Consider the following 6,186-nt stretch of genomic DNA (forward strand, 5'->3'; position numbering starts at 1 on the left):
AGTGGTTACATGTATCGCAATCGAAAGAACGATGTAGCAGAAGTACCACCAGAACAAACCCCTGTCTGGGAATGTGAAGCAGAGGATTGTTTAGGATGGATGAGAAAGAACTTTTCATTTGAAGAAGAGCCTAAATGCCCTTTATGTAAAAGTAGCATGAAAAGCGGAGAACGTTTATTACCTAAGTTAGGTTAATTTTTTACTTAACCCCTCTTATTTAAGAGGGGTTTTTTATTATAAATTTATATCTTCAACATCCGTTCGAACTATAGAATACAATAATGCATCATGTTGCTTATTTCCTTGATGAATATATCCACGTAATAATCCTTCTTTATGAAAGCCTATTTTAGATAACATTTTACAAGAAGTAACATTTTCAGGGTATGTAATAGCACCAATTCTAAATAAGCCTAAATCTTGAAATCCATAACGAATAATTTCCCTGGCTGCTTCTGACGCATAACCATTCCCCCAATAACGGGGATGTAAGTCATATCCAATTTCAGATCGTTTACTCCATAATTGTAAATTATTTAATCCAATTGTACCTATTAAAGTATTTGTTTCTTTTAATACAATCCCCCATCGTATTGCCTTTTTCTCAAAGTAATTTTTTGAAAAAGATTCAATCATACGTGAAGCTTGTCCAAACTCTGTAAAAGAATTCATACCGTAATAACACGTTACCTCATCCAATGAAAAGATTTCATATATTTTTTGACAATAAGATTGTTCTATTTCAACTAAACGCAAACGTTCTGTTTCTAATATAGGAAATGTCATAGGATCACTCCTTTCTTTCTACTTATTCATTATAGCAGAAAACATATTTATAATTAGGAAAGTCCTCAATGTCCCATTAATCAAATATTTCAAGAGTAGCCTACCCTCTTAATTCAATACGAACTAAGAGTAACCCTTCTTGCATTTACATGATGCGAAAAATAAAGAGATGATCATAGTACACTGATCATCTCTTTATTCCATACTCACTTTTCCCCTCTAAAACAACACCCTCCCCCATATATTTATGGTAAAATATAGTCAATACATTATTTTATTGTGGAGGTGTAAATTTCCTTTGTATATATTCATTGGTTTATCCCTCTTACTCATATTACTCATATTTTTATTCGCAAAAAAGTTCACTCCAAACTCATTCATGATGACTAGTTTTAAAGGCAATAGCTTTAAAACTTTTTCAATCGGTATTTTAATTGCAGCCACTCTTTCTCTTTCATATGGAATCTATCACGCAGCAACATATCAACCTAAACATCTAGATATCACATTACAAAATCAAAACTTTACCGTTTTCGGTAACGTCGGAGAACTTGGATATTTCTCAGAAGAATTACTAAAAAAAGATAAAGAAGTTAAGCTACATTTTGCCTCTTGGGAACCAATGCAATTAAATAATCCAGAAATAATAGTAAACTATCCTTCCGGTAAACAGGAAACATGGAAACCGAACATAACATTACTTCCTGCCAATAAATTAAAAGAGAAACATGGTATAAAAGAGCTTTATCAACTCTCATCATATTCATTTAAAGAATCCGGTAACATAACATTAATGATTACTGAGAATCATACAACGAATAAAAAGATCTCAATTCAAGTGAAATAAATAAAATGTCCCTCCAGCATAACGGAGGGACATTTTATTTATATATGTATGCTATATTAATTTGTCGGTTCATTTAATGTTGCAATTATCTTATTTGCAGTGTTCTTTCCATTTCCAATACACGCACCAATACCGACACCGTAATATGAGGCACCCGCTAAGTATACATTAGGATATAGATCCGTCATTTTTTCTTGTAATGTTTGAACTGCTTGATTATGTTCTAAATGATATTTCGGCATTAAATCTTTCCATTTTGTCACTTCAACTACTTCTGGTTCACCTTTAATTCCGAGACTCTTTTCAATATCATATAAAGCGACTCGTACTAGTTCTTCTTCATTATAATTTTTAATCGTTTCATATACCGGATTCGTACTCTTATAAAACATTCTCACTAATAGCTTTTGGTTTCCAGATGTATGTTTCCACTTCCGGCTTGTCCATGTACAAGCATCACAATGTAAATCACTGTTTTCTGTTACGATAAATCCTGTGCCGTCCGCTGGTAATTGTTCATCTAGTATGTCAAATCCTAAGTAAATACTTATAAGTGATGAATTTTTAAATGTATGAAACTGCTCGTTTAACTCATTAGACTGTAATAAAGTTTCTGCGATATCATGCGGAGTTGCTAAAACAACATAATCAGCTTGGATTGATTCTTGATTTGCAAAGGAGACTTCATAGCGATTACCTTGTTTACTTACAGCTGTCGTTACAACACCCTTCTTAACAACCGTCTCAGTCAGCACTTCTTCTAAACGATCAATAATCGTAGATAATCCACCTTTAAATGATACGAACTTTTTATTTCCTGCTGATTGAAACTGCTTTTTATTCTCTTCAAAACCTTTAATAATACTTCCATATTTATTTTTATAATCCAGTAAATACGGTAGTGTAGACGCCATAGTAAGCTCATTCAATTTACCAGAATATACACCTGAAAGCACCGGAGCAATTTGTCTTTCTACTAACTCTTTCCCTAAAAAGCTTTCTAAAAATACAGCAAGAGAAGTATCTTTTGTAAACTCTTTATTTTTCGTTATGAAATCTTTTAAAGCAACAATTTTCCCTTTCGTTGATACTAGCGTACTGCTAAACAACGACTCGACACTCATCGGTATCCCAAATATAGTGTCAGAAGGAATTGGATGTAAAATATTATCAGAATATATGTAAGAAATACCCGTTTCATTATACACCATTTCTTCTTCTAAATTTAAATCTTTTATAAGCGGCATGACATGTTCATTACGAGCAACGATAGAATCTGCTCCGGATTCCATAATAAAATCCTTTTCTTCTACACTATGGATTTTCCCACCTAAGTACTCTTCTTTTTCTACAAGGATTAAATTTAAATCTATATTATAATCCTTTTTTAATTTTTCTAAATAAAACATAGTAGAAAGTCCCGTTATACCTCCACCGATGACAACAACTGTTTTCATATGTATTGCGCTCCTAACCGATACAATTAATAATTCCTTTATTATTATACCCAAAAGTCCTTATATTCGACTAGCAACTTGCGCATTCTGTAAGAAATTAGACAATATATCTGAATAAATTTTCGGTTGATCATTATGTACTAAATGACCGGCAAACGGAATAACGGCAATATGAATATTTCCGTTTAATTGTTTGAACGTTGTAGCAGCTGTAACTTCATCTTCTGAATCTCCCCCAACAATACAGAGTGTAGGTATTTGAAGATTCGCTACATCACCAGTTTCATCGAAAGGATACCAATCTTTAACTTGCCACGATTCAAGCAATGCTTTCCAATCACTTTTTTCATGAATTTTATTCATATACGTTATAACTTCTTCATTTTTCATCAATTGCTGATGACACTTCGCTTCATACTCCAGAGACTCTTCCCAATTATCCCTCTTAACTGGAAATATACCTGAAAAAGTTAATGTTCTCACTTTCTCTGGATACTTTTTTGCAAATAATAAAGCGACTAATCCTCCTAGTGAAACACCAGCTATATGACATCTATCAATTTGTAGATGCTCTAACGTATCATATAAGTCCTTTACAGAACGTAGGAAATAGTTCTCCAATGTCCCCCCTGATTTTCCATGCCCTCTTAAATCAGGGCGAATGACTTGATAATTTTGTTCTCCAAAAAGTGCTGCCTGCTCTTCATATTCTACTAAACCTGTCATACCTCCAGAGTGTAAAAGTACAATTGGTTCTCCTTCACCTGAAATGTGTGCATGTAATATCATATATTCCCCTCTCATAAAACAGAATATTCCATCTATTATTAGTATATAGAATATACATCTGAATTTCCAAATAAAAAAGAACTATAACATTTTCACATCATGTCATAGTTCTTCCTATTTTAAAAACATAAAGTAATTAATTAATTTGTCTATTTCTTGACTTAATGCCAATACTTTTTCATGTTGAATTCCGTAATCTGATACTAAATATAAAAGTTCTTCTTTCTTTATTTCAATTACTTTTTCCAATTTTACTAATTCCATGTCGTTTTATTTCTCTCTCCAATACTAAAATGTATGTATTTTAGTATAGCCTATTTACATAATTAGTAAAAGTAAAATACTCATGTAAAATCTTACATATTTTAAAATAATATACTAACAACAAATAAATTTATATTTTTGTACCTTAATACAGACCATTAGGCTTCATTACGTCTTCATAACAAATCGCAATTTCTCTAAAGTTATATCTTTATATTTTGGAGCCCTCTTAATATGATCAAAGTAACTATATGAGAATTTAAAGACATGTCCAAAATCCCAATCAATTGACAAGCCACCTTTTAAAACAGTTTTATTTTCCATCTTTTTATCCCCCGTAATAAAAATCACTTTATACTCATCCTAAAGATGGCGTCAATACAAATAAAATATGATTGGATTCATCACTTTTATTCAAAAAACGATGTTTCACATTTGGTGGGATACGTACAACATCTCCTTCTTCTAAGAAGTACTCTTTTCCTTCTAACTCCACATAAACTTCTCCTTTCATAACAACAGCAATTTCTTCTTTATCTTCATGTGAATAGTGATTTTCCGTTGTATTTGCTTGTTTATTTAGGTCCATCATTAACATTTCAATACGCGCTTTCATAAAATCAGGTGTTAATACATCGTATACGATGTGATCGTTATTTGCTCGATATACTTTCTTTCTATCTTTCTTCTTAGAAATGAGTGAATCTGTATCAATCTCATTAATAAATAGTGTAAATAGCGGTACATTTAACGCTTTCGCTATTAATTCCAATACACTTAACGAGGGATTTGCATGTCCTCGTTCAATTTGACTAATTAATGAAGTACTAATTCCTGCATAATCCGCAAATTCGCGAATTGTCATCTTATTTTTCTTACGATAACTTAATACAGTTTGTCCAAGCCTATCATGTATCATAGTAAATCCTTCCTTCGTCCATCATAATATATATTTTATCGCTTTTGTGCTGACTTACTAAACAAAGGCAAATAATCCTTTTCTATCGTCTCCGAGACTTATATACTTACCTTTGTACATTTTATCATATTTAGTTTATTATATTAGACAATCTATCGGAGGGACAAACTTTGAAATCACCTATTCTTTCATATTGCATCTTATTTTTCGGTGTATTCGCCTTATCAACTTCAGCGATTTTTGTAAAATTGGCAGATGCTCCTGCAACTATCATTGCTTTTTATCGATTATTTTTCGCTGCATTAATTCTGTTACCATTATTACTTTTTAATCGAAACAATCGAAACGAACTAAAAACAATAACAAGAAGACAATGGGGATTCGGATTCATTTCTGGGCTATTTTTAGCTGCACATTATGTACTATGGTTTGAATCGTTACAATATACTTCTGTAGCAAGCTCTACTGTTATCGTAACGTTACAACCTTTATTCTCAATGATTGGTGGTTATTTTTTATTCAAGGAGAAGTTTGCGAGAGGCGCGATTATCGGTTGTCTCATTGCTATTTCAGGAAGTATCGTTATCGGATGGCAAGACTTCCAAATTAGTGGAGAAGCTTTATACGGAGATATTTTAGCGTTTATTGCGGCCGGAATTATTACCGCATACTTTTTCATTAGCCAATATGTTCGTAAAGATTTATCACTTATACCGTATTCGATAATTAGTTATGGGAGTAGTGCCTGTTTTCTTGGTGTATTCTCTTACATGCAAAACGAATCTTTCATCCACTACTCTACACAAACTTGGCTGTGCTTTATTGGCTTAGCATTTATTGCTACGATTTTAGGGCAAACGATTTTTAATTGGTTATTAAAATGGATGAGTGCTACTGTAATCTCCATGAGCATTTTAGGAGAAACAATTGGGACTTGTATACTAGCGTACTTTATATTAAATGAGACTATTTCTTTACAACAAGGACTAGGCATTACAGTTATTTTTATTGGTCTTGCATTATTTTTATTACAACCAAATTCTAATAAAAAAGAGGTTGTCCCAAAAGGTCGTTAAAAACGAACTTTTGGAGACAACTTCTTTTATTTTTCCTGTATATGGATA

At 32.2% G+C, this 6,186-nt stretch carries 9 protein-coding genes; 3 read left to right on the forward strand and 6 right to left on the reverse strand.

Annotation, left to right across the window (positions count from 1 at the left end; translation table 11 throughout):
- Positions 1–9: 9 nt before the first annotated feature.
- A complete protein-coding gene (locus tag FH036_RS26200) occupies positions 10–195 on the forward strand; it encodes a cold-shock protein (protein ID WP_000286198.1) in 186 nt (61 codons plus the stop codon).
- Positions 196–234: 39 nt separating this feature from the next.
- Here FH036_RS26200 and FH036_RS26205 read toward each other — a convergent pair whose 3' ends face one another.
- Positions 235–786, reverse strand: coding sequence for a GNAT family N-acetyltransferase (locus tag FH036_RS26205; protein WP_044791107.1), 552 nt, complete (start codon positions 784–786; stop codon positions 235–237).
- A gap of 298 nt (positions 787–1,084) precedes the next feature.
- On the opposite strand from FH036_RS26205, the gene FH036_RS26210 reads away from it, so the two are divergent.
- On the forward strand, positions 1,085–1,633 hold the full coding sequence (locus FH036_RS26210) for a hypothetical protein (protein WP_138322014.1): 549 nt from the start codon (positions 1,085–1,087) through the stop codon (positions 1,631–1,633).
- Between the two features lie 56 nt (positions 1,634–1,689).
- Here the strand turns inward: FH036_RS26210 and FH036_RS26215 are convergent, their stop codons facing one another.
- From FH036_RS26215 to FH036_RS26230, 5 genes are all read right to left on the reverse strand, one after another.
- A complete protein-coding gene (locus FH036_RS26215) occupies positions 1,690–3,090 on the reverse strand; it encodes a protoporphyrinogen oxidase (RefSeq protein WP_044791104.1) in 1,401 nt (466 codons plus the stop codon).
- Positions 3,091–3,150: 60 nt separating this feature from the next.
- Complete coding sequence (locus FH036_RS26220) at positions 3,151–3,879, reverse strand: alpha/beta fold hydrolase (protein ID WP_139896407.1); 729 nt, start codon at positions 3,877–3,879, stop codon at positions 3,151–3,153.
- Positions 3,880–3,993: 114 nt separating this feature from the next.
- Complete coding sequence (locus FH036_RS26225; protein WP_000424361.1) at positions 3,994–4,143, reverse strand: aspartyl-phosphate phosphatase Spo0E family protein; 150 nt, start codon at positions 4,141–4,143, stop codon at positions 3,994–3,996.
- 168 nt (positions 4,144–4,311) lie between these two features.
- The gene (locus FH036_RS27255) at positions 4,312–4,467 is read right to left on the reverse strand and encodes a hypothetical protein (RefSeq protein ID WP_180358398.1); all 156 of its coding nucleotides are present in this window, start codon (positions 4,465–4,467) and stop codon (positions 4,312–4,314) included.
- Positions 4,468–4,501: 34 nt separating this feature from the next.
- Positions 4,502–5,062 carry a helix-turn-helix domain-containing protein gene (locus FH036_RS26230; protein ID WP_139896409.1) on the reverse strand — a complete coding sequence of 187 codons (561 nt, stop codon included), beginning with the start codon at positions 5,060–5,062 and terminating at the stop codon, positions 4,502–4,504.
- A 170-nt stretch (positions 5,063–5,232) separates the two neighbouring features.
- On the opposite strand from FH036_RS26230, the gene FH036_RS26235 reads away from it, so the two are divergent.
- Positions 5,233–6,138 (forward strand): DMT family transporter, encoded by a 906-nt coding sequence (locus tag FH036_RS26235; RefSeq protein WP_139896412.1) that lies wholly within the window; start codon positions 5,233–5,235, stop codon positions 6,136–6,138.
- Positions 6,139–6,186 lie beyond the last annotated feature (48 nt).

The sequence above is a fragment of the Bacillus sp. CD3-5 genome, assembly GCF_006349665.1.
GTDB classification, from domain to species: domain Bacteria; phylum Bacillota; class Bacilli; order Bacillales; family Bacillaceae_G; genus Bacillus_A; species Bacillus_A paranthracis.